A 12,470-nucleotide genomic window follows, 5' to 3' on the forward strand; every position below is an offset into this window, starting at 1 on the left:
TCAGACCGCGGCGGTCCCGATGAGCCCTTCCCGGGTGACGAGCGCGGCCAGCTCCGGCTCGCTCCGGCCCGCGGTGCCCTCGGGCCGCCGGGGCAGGACCATGTAGCGGCTCTCCGCACTGGAGTCCCACACCCGGATCGTGGTGTCGTCCGGCAGCTCCAGCCCGAACTCGGCCAGCACGGCGCGCGGTTCGCGCACCACCCGCGAGCGGTAGGCCTCGCTCTTGTACCAGGACGGCGACGGCCCCAGCAGTCCGACCGGATAGCAGGAACACAGCGTGCACACCAGGACGTGGTGCGTACCGGCGGTGTTCTCGACGACCTTGAGCCGCTGCTCCTGGATGCCGCCCGCCATCGAGAGCCCCACCTCGGGCAGCGCCGCGTTCGCATCGGTCAGCAGCCGCTCCCGGAAGCCCGCGTCGCACCAGGCCCGCGCCACGATCCGCGCCCCGTTGACCGGCGAGGCGCCCTTCAGCATCGCGCCGAGCGCCTCGTCGAGCTGCGCCTGCCCGACCACACCGGCCTCGATCAGCCGCTCCTCCAGCCGCCTGACCCGCGCCGCCACCGGCACACTCGTGTGCTCGCCGCTCATGACCCGTCCCTCCGCACCCGCTCGATGTACGACTCCCAGAGGTCGACCGTGACCTCGTGACCGCCCGCGCCCCACAGATCACCCGCGGCGAACGCCACGGTGTAGACGGGCTCGACCCGCGGCTCGGCGACCCCCGCCGCGCGGTCGTCGGCCAGCGCCCAGCGGCCCTGGCACTCGACGATCCGCCCCACGTGGCCGCGCACGTACCGCGGCACCCGGGTGTGCCCCACGGGGTCGACGGCGCGCACCCGCACCCGCTCCCCCGCCCGGAACTCAGGCGTCACCGAGCAGCCCCCGCTCGGCCACCAGCTTCTCGATCGCGTACAGCCACCGCTCGTAGTACGACGCCGCCAGATACTCCTGCGGGGCCATCCGCTCGACGGTGTCCCGGAACTCGTCGAGGCGGTAGACACCGTTGCGTACCAGCGCGGAGTTCAGTGCGAACACCCGCGCCTCCCAGTCGGCGTGGAACGCCGGCTCGTCCGCCTCGATCTCCAGCGCCCCGAACCCGGCCTGGCCACCCACATCGTTGACACGGCTCATGGGGCGAGCCTACGGGCGCGAGCCGGTCAGCGCACGGGGTGGCCCGCCCCCCGCAGGGCGTCCTTGACCTGGGAGATGCGCAGGTCCCCGAAGTGGAAGACGGAGGCGGCCAGGACCGCGTCGGCGCCGGCCGCGACGGCCGGGGCGAAGTCGTCCAGCCGGCCCGCCCCGCCGGAGGCGATCACCGGGACGGTGACGTGCTTGCGGACGGCCCCGATCATCTCGACGTCGTAGCCGTCCTTGGTGCCGTCGGCGTCCATGGAGTTCAGGAGGATCTCGCCGGCGCCCAGTTCGGCGGCGCGGTGGGCCCACTCCACGGCGTCGATGCCGGTGCCGCGGCGGCCGCCGTGGGTGGTGACCTCGTACCCGGACGGGGTCCCGGCGTCGGTGCGGCGGGCGTCGACCGAGAGGACCAGGACCTGGCTGCCGAAGCGTTCGGCGATCTCCCGGATCACGTCGGGGCGGGCGATCGCGGCGGTGTTGACGCCGACCTTGTCGGCGCCGGCCCGCAGCAGCTTGTCGACGTCCCCGGGGGTGCGCACGCCGCCGCCGACCGTGAGGGGGATGAAGACCTGCTCGGCGGTGCGGCGGACCACGTCGTAGGTGGTCTCGCGGTTGCCGGAGGAGGCGGTGATGTCGAGGAAGGTCAGCTCGTCGGCGCCCTCCTGGCCGTAGATCTTGGCCATCTCCACCGGGTCGCCCGCGTCGCGCAGGTTCTGGAAGTTGACGCCCTTGACGACCCGGCCGTTGTCGACGTCCAGGCAAGGGATGACTCGGACCGCCAGGGTCATGTCGGTTCAGGCCTCTCTGACAGTTCTCGGAAGGCTTCCAGTTCTACTTCCACCAGCACACGGGAGTCGACGAAGCCGGAGACCACGACCAGGGTCGAGGCGGGCGGCTGTGCCGCGAAGAGCTCCCGGTGGGCGCGGCCGGCCGCGTCCACATCGCGCAGGTGGGTGAGGTACACACGGGTGCGCAGGACCGCGTCGGCCCCGAGGCCGAACGGCTTGAGCGCGGCCAGTGCGTTGGTGAAGGCGGCCCTGGTCTGTTCGTAGGGGTCGCCCTCACCCTGCAGGACGCCGTCGACCAGTGGCATCGTGCCGGCGACCAGGACCCGGTCGCCGGCCGCCACGGCGCGTGCGAAGCCGAGCTTCTCTTCCCAGGGATTGTCGGTCCGTACGCGCTCGATGGTCATCATGCGGCCTTTCGTTCGCCGTTACGACACTGCTGCCAGCGCCTCTTCGAGGGTGAACGCCTTCGCATAGAGCGCCTTGCCGACAATCGCGCCCTCGACACCTTCCGGTACCAGCGAGGCCAGCACCCGCAGGTCGTCGAGGGAGGAGACGCCGCCGGAGGCGACCACGGGCCGGTCGGTGGCCGCGCAGACGTTCCGGAGCAGCTCGACGTTGGGGCCCTGGAGGGTGCCGTCCTTGTTGATGTCGGTGACGACGTAGCGGGCGCAGCCCTCGGAGTCGAGGCGGGCCAGCGTCTCGTAGAGGTCGCCGCCGTCGCGGGTCCAGCCGCGGCCGCGCAGCGTCGTCCCGCGGACGTCCAGACCGACCGCGATCTTGTCGCCGTGCTCGGCGATGACCTTGGCGACCCACTCGGGGGTCTCCAGCGCGGCGGTGCCGAGGTTGACCCGGCGGCAGCCGGTGGCCAGGGCCGCGGCGAGCGTGTCGTCGTCCCGGATGCCGCCGGACAGCTCGACCTTGATGTCCATGGTGCGGGCGACCTCGGCGATCTGCGCCCGGTTGTCACCGGTGCCGAAGGCCGCGTCCAGGTCGACGAGGTGCAGCCACTCGGCGCCGGCCCGCTGCCAGGCGAGAGCCGCCTCCAGCGGGTCGCCGTAGGAGGTCTCGGAGCCGGACTCGCCGTGCACCAGGCGGACGGCCTGGCCGTCGCGGACGTCCACGGCGGGGAGGAGTTCGAGCTTCGAAGCGTTCGGCATTACAGGGTCTCGATCCAATTGGTCAGGAGCTGGGCACCGGCGTCGCCGGACTTCTCGGGGTGGAACTGGGTGGCCCACAGCGGGCCGTTCTCGACCGCGGCCACGAACCGCTCGCCGTGCGTGGCCCAGGTGACCGCCGGCGCGGTGAGGTGCGGGTTGCCGACCTCCAGCTCCCAGTCGTGCACCGCGTAGGAGTGCACGAAGTAGTAGCGGGCGTCGGCGGGCAGCCCGGCGAAGAGCCGCGAGTCCTCGGGGGCGTCGACGGTGTTCCAGCCCATGTGCGGGACGACGTCGGCCTTGAGCGGGCCGACCGTGCCGGGCCACTCGTCCAGGCCCTCGGTCTCGACGCCGTGCTCGATGCCGCGGCCGAAGAGGATCTGCATCCCCACACAGATGCCCATCACGGGGCGCCCGCCGGCCAGCCGGCGTCCGATGAGCCAGTCGCCGCGGGCCTCCTTGAGCCCGGCCATGCAGGCGGCGAACGCGCCGACGCCGGGGACCAGCAGGCCCTCGGCGTTCATCGCCCGGTCGAAGTCGCGGGTGATCTCCACCTCGGCGCCGACGTGTGCCAGGGCGCGCTCGGCGGAGCGGACGTTGCCGAAGCCGTAGTCGAAGACGACGACGTTCTTAGGACATGCCGAGGGGGTCAATTCCATACCTCCAGCCGCAGCACGCCGGCGAGCAGGCAGAGCGCCGAACCGACGGACAGCAGCACGATCAGGCCCTTGGGCAGCTGCTGCTTCCAGAACGAGTAGACACCGCCGAGGAGGAAGAGCCCGACAAGGATGAAAACGGTGGACAGGCCGTTCACTGCACCCTCCGGTCTGCTTCTGCGCCCGCGCCGCGCAGAGCAGCGGGCGTCGTCGTCCGCGGCCCGGCGGCCGCGCGTGCCTCGCTCACAGGGCTCCCTTGGTGGAGGGGATGATCCCGGCCGCGCGCGGGTCGCGTTCGCTGGCGTAGCGCAGGGCCCGGGCCAGCGCCTTGAACTGGCACTCCACGATGTGGTGGGCGTTGCGGCCGTACGGGACGTGGATGTGCAGCGCTATCTGGGCCTGGGCGACGAAGGACTCGAAGATGTGCCGGGTCATCGTGGTGTCGTAGGAGCCGATCATCGGCGCCATGTTCTCCGGCTCGGTGTGCACCAGGTACGGGCGGCCGGAGAGGTCCACGGTCACCTGGGCGAGCGACTCGTCCAGGGGGACGGTGCAGTTGCCGAAGCGGTAGATCCCGGACTTGTCGCCGAGGGCCTGCTTGAAGGCGGCGCCCAGGGCCAGCGCGGTGTCCTCGATGGTGTGGTGGGTGTCGATGTGCAGGTCGCCGTCGGTCTTGACCTTCAGGTCGAACAGGCCGTGCCGGCCGAGCTGGTCGAGCATGTGGTCGTAGAAGCCCACACCGGTCGACACCTCCACCTCGCCCCTGCCGTCGAGGTCGATCTCGACGAGCACGGACGTTTCCTTGGTCGTGCGCTCCACGCGTCCTACGCGGGTCATCGCTTGCTCTCCTTCAGTACTGCGCGAACCGCGTCGAGGAACGCGTCGTTCTCGGCCGGGGTGCCGGCGGTGACCCGCAGCCAGCCCGGTACGCCGTTGTCACGGACCAGCACGCCGTGGTCGAGGATCGCCTGCCAGGTGGCGTGCGCGTCCTCGAAGAGGCCGAACTGCACGAAGTTGGCGTCGGAGTCGACGACCTGACAGCCGGCCGCCCGCAGCTCGGTGACCAGGCGGTCCCGCTCGGCCTTGAGCTGCTGGACGTACTTCAGGAGCGTGTCGGTGTGCTCCAGCGCGGCGAGCGCGGTGGCCTGGGTGACGGACGAGAGGTGGTACGGGAGCCGGACCAGCTGCACCGCGTCGACCACGGCGGGGTCGGCGGCGAGGTAGCCCAGCCGCAGCCCGGCGGCGCCGAAGGCCTTGGACATGGTCCGGGAGACCACCAGATTCGGCCGGCCCTCGATCAGCGGCAGCAGCGAGGGCCGGTGGCTGAACTCGCCGTAGGCCTCGTCGACCACGACCAGGGCGCCGGCGCCGTCGGCACGGGCCGCCTGCGCCGCCTCGTAGAGGGCGAGCACGGTCGCCTCCCCGACGGCGGTGCCGGTGGGGTTGTTCGGCGAGCAGATGAAGACCACGTCGGGCCGCTGCTCGGCGATGGTGCGGGTGGCCGCCTCGACATCGATGGTGAAGTCGTCGTTGCGCGGGCCGGAGATCCAGCCGGTGCCCGTGCCGCGGGAGATCAGCCCGTGCATGGAGTACGACGGCTCGAAGCCGAGGGCGGTGCGGCCGGGGCCGCCGAAGGTCTGCAGCAGCTGCTGGATGACCTCGTTGGAGCCGTTGGCGGCCCAGACCTGGTCGGTGGCGACCTCGTGGCCGCCGGTGCGGGTGAGGTACCGGGCCAGCTCGGTGCGCAGCTCGACCGCGTCCCGGTCGGGGTAGCGGTTGAGCTCGCGGGCGGCCTCGGTCACCCGCTCGGCGATCCGCCGGACCAGCGGCTCGGGCAGCGGGTAGGGGTTCTCGTTGGTGTTCAGGCGCACCGGGACGTCCAGCTGCGGCGCGCCGTAGGGGGATTTGCCGCGCAGCTCGTCCCGGATGGGGAGCCGGTCGATGCGGGACACGGCGGGGTTACGGGTCACGTGCCTGCTCACTTGCTCTGTGGGACCTTCCAGTCGAACCTGGCCTTCAGCGCGGCGCCGTGGGCCGGGAGGTCCTCGGCCTCGGCGAGGGTCACCACATGGTGGGTGACCTCGGCCAGCGCGTCGCGCGAGTAGTCCACGACATGGATGCCGCGCAGGAAGGACTGCACGGACAGGCCGGAGGAGTGGCAGGCGCAGCCGCCGGTGGGCAGGACGTGGTTGGACCCGGCGCAGTAGTCGCCGAGCGAGACCGGGGCCCAGGGGCCGACGAAGACCGCGCCGGCGTTGCGGACCCGGGCGGCGACGGCGGAGGCGTCGGCCGTCTGGATCTCCAGGTGTTCGGCGCCGTAGGCGTCCACGACCCGGAGGCCCTCGTCGATGCCGTCGACGAGGACGGTCGCGGACTGCCGGCCGCCCAGCGCCTCGGTGATCCGCTCGATGTGCTTGGTGGCGGCGACCTGCCGCTTGAGGGCCGCGTCGACGGCGTCGGCGAGCTCGGCGGAGTCGGTGACCAGCACGGCAGCGGCGAGGGTGTCGTGCTCGGCCTGGCTGATCAGGTCGGCGGCGACGTGCTCGGGGTCGGCGGTGGCGTCCGCGAGGACCGCGATCTCGGTGGGCCCGGCCTCGGCGTCGATGCCGATCCGGCCCTTGAGGAGGCGCTTGGCGGAGGCGACGTAGATGTTGCCGGGGCCCGTGACGAGGTTGACCGGCAGGCACTCCTCCGTGCCGTACGCGAACATCGCGACGGCCTGGGCACCGCCGGCGGCGTAGACCTCGTCGACGCCGAGGAGGGCGCAGGCGGCGAGGATGGTCGGGTGCGGCCGGCCGCCGAACTCCTTCTGCGGCGGGGAGCTGACGGCGATGCCGGTGACGCCCGCTTCCTGCGCCGGGACGACGTTCATGACCACGGACGACGGGTAGACCGCGAGGCCGCCGGGGACGTAGAGGCCGACCCGCTCGACGGGGACCCAGCGTTCGGTGACCGTGCCGCCGGGGACGACCTTGGTGGTGACGTCGGTGCGGCGCTGTTCGCGGTGGACGATCCGGGCGCGCCGGATGGACTCCTCCAGGGCGGCGCGCACGGCCGGGTCCAGCTCCTCGAGGGCGCTGCGCAGTGCCTCCGCGGGCACCCGTACGCGCTCGATCTCGACGCCGTCGAACCGCCGCGCACAATCGATCAGCGCCGCGGTGCCACGATGGCGCACGTCCTCGCAGATGGGCCGCACCTTCTCCAGGGCGGCTTCCACGTCGAACTCGGCACGGGGCAGCAGGTCGCGCAGGGCGCCGCCCTCGGGGAGGGCGTCACCGCGCAGATCGATTCGGGAGATCACCCTCCCAGTGTCTCAGACCCGCTCATGGGCCCATGCGGCCGTATCACTCAGTGATACACAGCGGCACACGCTCCCCACCCGCCGTCACCCGGCCCCCGGAAGTTGACCGGAGTTGGCCCTGACCACGCGTGTTCAAGCAGTCACGGGGCGGGCAAGGGCCACGTGACGGCGTACGGGGACGCCTGTGGGACGCCTCACGACCCGTGCACGAAGTGCGTCCGAACAGGTTGCGACACACCACGGGAGACACAAGGGGGAACCACAGTGACCGAGCCCGGGGACGGCGACGCGCCCGCCGACCTGCAGCTGACCACGGCGGAATGGAGCATGTGGCAGGCCTTCCGCAACGGCAGCACCTGCGACCTGCACATCGGCGACCCGGCCCGCGACGATCCGCACGGACAGCATCTGTGGGGCCCGGAGCGCCGGGTGCGGGCCCGGGTCGTGGCGCTGCTGCTGCTCGACGGGCCGCCGCCGCAGCCGGGCCGGGTCTCCGCGCTCCAGCTCACCGGCGCGTACATCACGGACACTCTCGACCTTGCGGGCGGCACGATCAAGCCATTCGTCGAGCTGCGGGACTGCCGCTTCGAGGCCGAGGTGGTGCTGCCGGAGAGCCGGTTCACCACGCTGCGGATGGTGAACTGTGCGATACCCCGGCTGGAGGCGGCCCGGCTGCACACCGAGGGCGATCTCCATCTGCCGCGCTGCGTGGTGCACTCCGGCATCCGGCTCAGCGACGCGCACATCGGCACGGACCTGATGCTCAACCAGACCGTGGTGCACAAGGACCGGCAGGGCCGGTCGATCATGGCGGACGGGATGACCGTCGCCCAGGACCTGCAGGCCGAGATGACCGAGTCCTACGGCGAGCTGTCGCTGCGCGGCGCGACCATCGGCGGGTCGCTGAGCCTGCGCGGCAGCCGGCTGAGCAACCCCTTCGGCCGCCGGGCGCTGAACGCCCCGCAGCTGACCGTCGAGCGCACCCTCCATCTGACCGCGGCGGGCCTGGCCAACTCGCCGTTCTCCAGCACCGCCACGCCCCCGTACGGCATCGCGCACACCCCCTCGCGCGGCACCCGTATGCAGCGCTTCGAGTGCGAGGGCGGGATGCGGCTGGACGACGGGCGGTTCGGCGACGCGGTCGACTTCGAGCACGCCCGGTTCGTCATGGAGTCCGACCAGGAGCTGTCGCTGCGCCGCATCCAGACGCCCGAGCTGCGCTTCCTCGGCGAGCGCCCGCAGCGCGGCCGGGTGATCCTCTCCGGTGCCCGGGTCGTCAACCTCATCGACAAGTCGGCGAGCTGGCCGGGGCTCGGCGGACTGTGGATGGCGGGCTTCTCGTACGAGACGCTGATCCCGCGCGGCCCCTTCCCGCTGGCGATGCGGCTGCAGTGGGTGGCCGCGGCGACCCCGGAGTACGCGCCCGAGCCGTACGAGATGCTCGCCACCTCGCTGCGCACCACCGGCGAGGACTCCGACGCCCGCGAGGTGCTGCTGGCCAAGCAGCGGCGGCGCCGCGAGACGCTGCCGCTGGCGGCCAAGGCCTGGGGGTTCCTCCAGGACTGGACGGTGGCCTACGGCTACCGCCCGGGGCGGGCCGCGGTGTGGATGGCCATCCTGTGGGCGATCGGCACGGTCTACTTCTCGATGTCCCCGCCCCCGCCCCTCAAGGCGGGCGAGGCGCCCCCCTGGAACCCGTACCTCTACTCCCTGGACCTGCTGCTGCCGGTGATCGACCTCAACCAGGGAGCCGCCTGGAAGCCGGAGGGCGGCGCACAGTGGGCGGCCGCCCTCCTGATCCTGGCGGGCTGGGTCCTGGCCACGACGGTCGCGGCGGGCGCGTCGCGATTGCTGCGCAGGCAGTAGGTTGAGGCTTCCCACGTTTTTGTCTTTCGCGCCGTGGTGGTTGCTCGCCGTTGCCCGCCCGCTAACGCGGTGCCGGCCGCTGCGCTTTGCCTCGGCTCACTTTTGGCTTTCTCGCTGTTGCGCCTGCGGCGGGCCGGTCCGCTGCGCGGGGCTGTCGGGTGCGGTGACGGGCCTGCGCGGGTGGGGGTGTCCGGACTGCTTCGCTTTACGTCCGGACACCCCCACCCGCTCCGACCCGCCCCCTCCCGTGGGTGGGAAGGAAAAACGTGGGTGGGGCTGCAGGTCGGTGGTCCAGTGCGGCTCGTGGGTCGCAGAGAAGCGGCTTACGGTTGGCCCGCCCCCACTCACCGTCACTTCATTCCCCCACGGGAGGGGACGGGCCGGAGGGGCCTGGTGTGTGGACGTAAAGCGAAGCAGTCCACACACCAGGCCCCGGAGGTCCGTCACCGCACCCACAGCCCCGCGCAGCGGACCCCGCCCGCCGCAGGCGCAACGGCGAACAACCACCACGACGGGACAGTCGACAACGTGGGAAGGAAAGCCAAGCGCAACCCCCACGACGGGACAGCCGACAACGTGGGAAGCAAAGCCAGTCGCAACCACAACGACGGGATTCCCGACCACGTGGGAACACAGCAGAGCGCAGCGTCTAGGCTTACGGGCTGTGACCTCCGTGCGCCTACCGCTCTTCCCGTTGAACTCGGTGCTGTTCCCGGGCCTCGTGCTCCCGCTGAACGTCTTCGAGGCGCGGTACCGGGCGATGATGCGCGATCTGAGCGCGGTGCCCGAGGACGACCGCCGCTTCGCCGTGATCGCGATCCGGGACGGCCGCGAGGTCGCCGCCACCGCCCAGGGCATGCCGGACGCCACGCTGCCTTCCGCCGAGGGCCCCACGGCGGGCTTCGGCGACGACCCCATGCAGGCGTTCCACGCCGTGGGCTGTATCGCCGACGCGGCGACCATCCGGGAGAAGTCGTCCGACGACGACACCGGCTACGAGGTCCTCGCCACCGGCACCACCCGCTTCCGGCTGCTGTCGGTGGACACCTCGGGGCCGTATCTGACCGGCGAGCTGGAGGAGCTGGAGGACGGCGACGGGGAGGGCGCGGGCGCGCTCGCCTCGGGCGTCGTACGGGCCTTCCGCACCTACCAGAAGCGGCTGGCCTGGGCGAACGAGCGGACCCTGTCGAGCGGACAGGACCTGCCGGCCGACCCGTCGGTGCTGTCGTACCTCGTCGCTGCCGCGGCCGTGCTGGACGTCCCCGCCAAGCAGCGGCTGCTGGAGGCGCCGGACACCGCGTCCCGGCTGGGGCAGGAGCTGAAACTGCTTCGCCAGGAGTCGGCGCTGCTCGGTAAGCTCCCGTCGCTGCCGGCGGTGGACCTGACCCGGCAGCCGACCAGCCCCAACTGACCGACCGGCCCGACCCACGCGAGGCACGAAGACGGTGGCGAAGAAGTCCAGGAAATCCGTCGGCACGCCTGCCACGGCGGCCCTCACCGCGGCGGGCGTCGCGTTCACCACGCACGCCTACGCGCACGACCCGGCCGCCGCGTCGTACGGCGAGGAGGCCGCCGAGGCCCTCGGTGTCGCGCCCGACCAGGTGTTCAAGACGCTGCTGGCGGACGTCGACGGCACCCTGACGGTCGCCGTGGTCCCGGTGTCGGGGTCGCTGGACCTCAAGGCGCTGGCGGCCGCGGTGGGCGGCAAGCGGGCCACGATGGCCGATCCGGCGGCGGCCGAGCGCAGCACGGGCTACGTCCTGGGCGGGATCTCGCCGCTGGGGCAGCGCAAACGGCTGCGCACGGTCGTGGACGCCTCGGCCGAGGGCCGGGCGACGGTCTGTGTGTCGGCGGGGCGGCGCGGGCTGGAGGTCGAGCTGTCGCCGGAGGATCTGGTGGCGCTCACGGGGGCGCACCTCGCGCCGATCGCCCGCGGCTGAAACGCACGGCGGGGCGACCAGAGGACCGGCCGCCCCGTACGTCTGCGCAGGTCAGTCCGCGGCGGGCGGCTGCGGCGTCGGCTCGTCCCCGGGCCAGTGCGGCGCCTCCGGCTCCGGGTCGCGCGGCCCGAACAGCCCGGTCAGTGCGAGCTGGGTGAGCATCGCGCCGATCGGCCAGGCCAGCAGCGCGCCCTTGGCCTGCAGCCGCAGCGGGCCGTCGAAGGTCACCCCGGGGCCGACCTGCTTGGCGTGTGCGGCCACGTCCGGCGTGGGGCCCAGCCACATGCCCGTCACCCAGCCCAGCACGGCGCCGAGCAGCCCGCCCACGACCAGCGCCACGACCAGCGGGATCCCGCCGCGCCGGCGGAAGAGGAAGACCGCGGCGGCGGTGAGCACGCCGAAGCCGAGGGACAGCAGGACGAAGGTGCCGTCCGCGCCGATCGCCTCCTCGCCCTCGGTGTTCTTGAGATAGACGTTGCGGGTGTCCGCGATCAGCGGGATGTGCGGCGCGAGCCAGTTCCACAGCACGCCGAGCAGTACGCCGCTCACCGCGACCACGAGCGCGATCAGTGCGCCCTCGCGCAGCTCACGGGCCAGCTCGGGGCCGCCGAGGCCGCCGTGGTCGGCGACGGGCGCGGCCTCGGGGTGCTGCGGCTCGTCGGGCGGTTGGTTGTCGGGTGGCGTCAGCGGTGCGGTCACCCCGTCATCGTGCCAGGTGGGGCTGGTGGGACCCGAAGCAGGACGGCCGTTCGGTGTGGTGGCGCCCGTCATCGGGACGCCGCCCGGCGGTACGCCCATGTGGCGACGGCCAGCGAGAGCACTCCCACGGCCGCGCAGACCCCCAGGTCGGCGCCGACCGCAACCCAGTCGGGATGCGGGTCGAAGCTGCGCGCCAGCGCCTCCACGCCGTAGGTCGAGGGCAGCAGATCGCGGGCCCAGCCGATCACCTCGGGCATCCGCTCGGCCGGCAGCACCCCCAGCAGCAGCGCCGCGGACATGCCCAACTGGCCGCAGAGCGTGGCGAGTTCGGGCCGGGGCGCGAGCAGGCCGAGGGCCGCGCCGAGACCGGCCAGTGCCGCCCCGGCGAGCGGGAGCACGGCGGCCAGCACCCACAGGTGGGCCATCGGCAGCTGGAAGAGCACACAGCCGGTGACCGCGGTGACCACCGTCCCCGGCACGGTGAAGGAGGCGTACGCGGCGGCGGCGCCGAGCACCACGGCGGCCGGCGGCACCGGCAGCGTGGCGTAGTGGTCGAGCCCGCCGCCGGCCCGCAGCTGGCCGAAGTACTGGGCGAGGAGGTTGAGCGCCACGAAGGCGACGACCAGCACGCTGGAGCCGGAGACCACGGACCGGGCCGCGTCCCCGCCGTCGACCACCCCGCGCAGCAGGACCATGATCCCGATGGACTGGAAGGTGGCGACGAACAGCAGCGGGATCCGTGCGACCCGGGCCCGGGAGAGCTGGGCACGGTAGACGGCGACCAGCGCGGGCACCAGACGGGCGCGCGGCGCCAGCGGGGCGGCCTCCTCGGGCCGCGCCCCGCTCGTGCCCGGGACCGCCCCGGCCACCGCCTGCGCGGGAACCACACTCACCGTGTCACCAAGCCTTCCTCGCTGCCCCCGTGGTCT

16 protein-coding genes are annotated in these 12,470 nt (G+C 72.7%); 3 read left to right on the top strand and 13 right to left on the bottom strand.

All coding sequences use genetic code 11. The features are described from left to right. From Scani_RS26840 to hisD, 11 genes are all read right to left on the bottom strand, one after another. On the bottom strand, window positions 1-591 hold the full coding sequence (locus Scani_RS26840; RefSeq protein ID WP_159480390.1) for a nitrile hydratase subunit alpha: 591 nt from the start codon (window positions 589-591) through the stop codon (window positions 1-3). Further along, a complete protein-coding gene (locus Scani_RS42230; RefSeq protein WP_159480391.1) occupies window positions 588-875 on the bottom strand; it encodes an SH3-like domain-containing protein in 288 nt (95 codons plus the stop codon). Before Scani_RS42230 ends, Scani_RS26840 begins: the two co-directional genes overlap by 4 nt. Continuing rightward, a complete protein-coding gene (locus Scani_RS42235) occupies window positions 865-1,134 on the bottom strand; it encodes an SH3-like domain-containing protein (RefSeq protein WP_159480392.1) in 270 nt (89 codons plus the stop codon). The genes Scani_RS42230 and Scani_RS42235 overlap by 11 nt, the downstream gene beginning before the upstream one ends. A gap of 26 nt (window positions 1,135-1,160) precedes the next feature. After that, window positions 1,161-1,925 carry an imidazole glycerol phosphate synthase subunit HisF gene (hisF, locus tag Scani_RS26855; RefSeq protein ID WP_159480393.1) on the bottom strand — a complete coding sequence of 255 codons (765 nt, stop codon included), beginning with the start codon at window positions 1,923-1,925 and terminating at the stop codon, window positions 1,161-1,163. Continuing rightward, window positions 1,922-2,329 (bottom strand): Rid family hydrolase, encoded by a 408-nt coding sequence (locus Scani_RS26860; RefSeq protein ID WP_159482391.1) that lies wholly within the window; start codon window positions 2,327-2,329, stop codon window positions 1,922-1,924. The genes hisF and Scani_RS26860 overlap by 4 nt, the downstream gene beginning before the upstream one ends. Window positions 2,330-2,350: 21 nt before the next feature. After that, window positions 2,351-3,082, bottom strand: coding sequence for a bifunctional 1-(5-phosphoribosyl)-5-((5-phosphoribosylamino)methylideneamino)imidazole-4-carboxamide isomerase/phosphoribosylanthranilate isomerase PriA (gene priA, locus Scani_RS26865; RefSeq protein WP_159480394.1), 732 nt, complete (start codon window positions 3,080-3,082; stop codon window positions 2,351-2,353). Next, window positions 3,082-3,738, bottom strand: coding sequence for an imidazole glycerol phosphate synthase subunit HisH (hisH, locus tag Scani_RS26870; RefSeq protein ID WP_159480395.1), 657 nt, complete (start codon window positions 3,736-3,738; stop codon window positions 3,082-3,084). Before hisH ends, priA begins: the two co-directional genes overlap by 1 nt. Then, the gene (locus Scani_RS40070; protein ID WP_167538140.1) at window positions 3,729-3,893 is read right to left on the bottom strand and encodes a CG2302 family histidine operon protein; all 165 of its coding nucleotides are present in this window, start codon (window positions 3,891-3,893) and stop codon (window positions 3,729-3,731) included. Before Scani_RS40070 ends, hisH begins: the two co-directional genes overlap by 10 nt. 85 nt (window positions 3,894-3,978) lie before the next feature. Beyond that, window positions 3,979-4,572: an imidazoleglycerol-phosphate dehydratase HisB gene (gene hisB / locus Scani_RS26875; RefSeq protein WP_030085936.1), complete on the bottom strand. Its 594-nt coding sequence runs from the start codon at window positions 4,570-4,572 to the stop codon at window positions 3,979-3,981. Then, window positions 4,569-5,687, bottom strand: coding sequence for a histidinol-phosphate transaminase (locus tag Scani_RS26880; RefSeq protein ID WP_159482392.1), 1,119 nt, complete (start codon window positions 5,685-5,687; stop codon window positions 4,569-4,571). The genes hisB and Scani_RS26880 overlap by 4 nt, the downstream gene beginning before the upstream one ends. 26 nt (window positions 5,688-5,713) lie before the next feature. Further along, the gene (gene hisD / locus Scani_RS26885) at window positions 5,714-7,036 is read right to left on the bottom strand and encodes a histidinol dehydrogenase (RefSeq protein WP_159480396.1); all 1,323 of its coding nucleotides are present in this window, start codon (window positions 7,034-7,036) and stop codon (window positions 5,714-5,716) included. Between the two features lie 264 nt (window positions 7,037-7,300). On the opposite strand from hisD, the gene Scani_RS26890 reads away from it, so the two are divergent. The 3 genes from Scani_RS26890 (at window position 7,301) to ybaK (ending at window position 10,842) form a co-directional block, all read left to right on the top strand. Then, a complete protein-coding gene (locus Scani_RS26890) occupies window positions 7,301-8,902 on the top strand; it encodes an oxidoreductase (protein WP_159480397.1) in 1,602 nt (533 codons plus the stop codon). A 664-nt stretch (window positions 8,903-9,566) separates the two neighbouring features. Further along, window positions 9,567-10,313, top strand: a complete 747-nt coding sequence (locus tag Scani_RS26895; protein WP_159480398.1) for an LON peptidase substrate-binding domain-containing protein — start codon at window positions 9,567-9,569, stop codon at window positions 10,311-10,313. 34 nt (window positions 10,314-10,347) lie between these two features. Further along, window positions 10,348-10,842: a Cys-tRNA(Pro) deacylase gene (gene ybaK / locus Scani_RS26900; RefSeq protein ID WP_159480399.1), complete on the top strand. Its 495-nt coding sequence runs from the start codon at window positions 10,348-10,350 to the stop codon at window positions 10,840-10,842. 51 nt (window positions 10,843-10,893) lie between these two features. Here the strand turns inward: ybaK and Scani_RS26905 are convergent, their stop codons facing one another. Then, window positions 10,894-11,541: an ABC transporter permease gene (locus Scani_RS26905; protein WP_159480400.1), complete on the bottom strand. Its 648-nt coding sequence runs from the start codon at window positions 11,539-11,541 to the stop codon at window positions 10,894-10,896. A 68-nt stretch (window positions 11,542-11,609) separates the two neighbouring features. Then, window positions 11,610-12,434, bottom strand: a complete 825-nt coding sequence (locus Scani_RS26910) for an ABC transporter permease (RefSeq protein WP_159480401.1) — start codon at window positions 12,432-12,434, stop codon at window positions 11,610-11,612. Between the last annotated feature and the right edge of the window lie 36 nt (window positions 12,435-12,470).

Origin of the sequence: Streptomyces caniferus, from assembly GCF_009811555.1 — a bacterium.
GTDB lineage: Bacteria > Actinomycetota > Actinomycetes > Streptomycetales > Streptomycetaceae > Streptomyces > Streptomyces caniferus.

Bases quoted from the DNA above. Each gene is read 5' to 3' on its own strand.
- Scani_RS26860 (WP_159482391.1), bottom strand. From the start codon at position 2,329: ATGACCATCGAGCGCGTACGGACCGACAATCCCTGGGAAGAGAAGCTC.
- Scani_RS42235 (WP_159480392.1), bottom strand. From the start codon at position 1,134: ATGAGCCGTGTCAACGATGTGGGTGGCCAGGCCGGGTTCGGGGCGCTG.
- hisF (WP_159480393.1), bottom strand. From the start codon at position 1,925: ATGACCCTGGCGGTCCGAGTCATCCCTTGCCTGGACGTCGACAACGGC.
- priA (WP_159480394.1), bottom strand. From the start codon at position 3,082: ATGCCGAACGCTTCGAAGCTCGAACTCCTCCCCGCCGTGGACGTCCGC.
- Scani_RS26840 (WP_159480390.1), bottom strand. From the start codon at position 591: ATGAGCGGCGAGCACACGAGTGTGCCGGTGGCGGCGCGGGTCAGGCGG.
- hisB (WP_030085936.1), bottom strand. From the start codon at position 4,572: ATGACCCGCGTAGGACGCGTGGAGCGCACGACCAAGGAAACGTCCGTG.
- hisH (WP_159480395.1), bottom strand. From the start codon at position 3,738: ATGGAATTGACCCCCTCGGCATGTCCTAAGAACGTCGTCGTCTTCGAC.